At 42.6% G+C, this 1,091-nt stretch carries 1 protein-coding gene; it reads left to right on the forward strand.

Features of this window, described 5'->3' with window-relative positions; genetic code table 11:
* Positions 1–215, forward strand: a 215-nt coding sequence (locus tag H1B37_RS33550; RefSeq protein ID WP_220498498.1) for a hypothetical protein, incomplete at its 5' end; no start/stop codon positions are given.
* Between the last annotated feature and the right edge of the window lie 876 nt (positions 216–1,091).

The raw sequence follows: 1,091 nt of genomic DNA on the forward strand, positions 1-1,091 counted from the left end.
TGCACACCGATACCGTTTATGGTGGAGTAACAGCTTTGAAGTTAATCAAAGTATTACTAAACCAATCTGTCCAGGTAAAACCTTTAGGGGCCTCGCTTACCGGTTTGCTGCACAACAAAAGCTGTCTCCACCAGCCGCTTTACCAATGGCAACGGAAAAAAGCGGTCTTAAAATCGCAAACCTACGTGTTATCGGATACACGCGGTGTGTGCTAAGCTTCTAGTTTCAGGGCTATAGAGAAACATCAGCCCAAGTTTATTCTCCTGTTACAAACATTCGAAACTAGTGGAGAAAGCGCCAGACATTCCTCCATAGGTTTATACACGTAACTGAAAAGCTATCCTGAGTTGTTCGTAAGTCATTACCCAGCAATGGGTTGCGTTCAAAAAATGACCGATTCGCCAAGAATCTTTCAAAAAACTTAGGCTGAATAAAAAGAAAAAAGGGGGCAAGGGCACACTGAAACGGCCCCTTAGTACTTCTTTCTATAGAAATCACTTTGAGTGGCCCCCAGTGATTGACTTATTTTTTACTTCTCTAGCCCCACCCTGTATTTACGCTGTGCAAGCTGCATTCCGCAAAGACTAGTTAAAAACAAAAAGTAGTGTCAGCAGAGAGAGCAAAAGTGGCCAAGTAACTGAGAAGCCCCACAAAATCTACTCCAGGGGCCTTAGGGCCGATTCTAAGGGCATCTCGCCCTAAACCCCTAAAGTTACAGCCCATTTAAATAACGTTTATTAAAACGCATCTGGGAAGCCCCCCCTGTTCTGGATTCAAACCCTCACATGCAGTCGCCCCTATTCTTTTACTTTCACACAATACCCTTTACTATTTTTTATTTATACAAAGCCTTAAGAGTTTGTAATTTTTCCGTAAAGTTCGCAGTTTTTCGTTCTGCCACCGAAATAAATAACTAACATAAAGGAAGCAGGTTTATTAAAGAAACATATGGATTCGTGGTCAACGTAGCGGCACTTCTGGCGAGTGCCGTTGGTTGCATTTGAATCTAATAGATTCTAGGGCATCCAAGCAAACAACTTCTTTCTGCTTTTCTTTCCTAAAGCCTCGCTTTCTCTTGGGATTCCCTCATC

It is taken from the genome of Stieleria mannarensis (genome assembly GCF_014154935.1).
GTDB lineage: Bacteria > Planctomycetota > Planctomycetia > Pirellulales > Pirellulaceae > Stieleria > Stieleria mannarensis.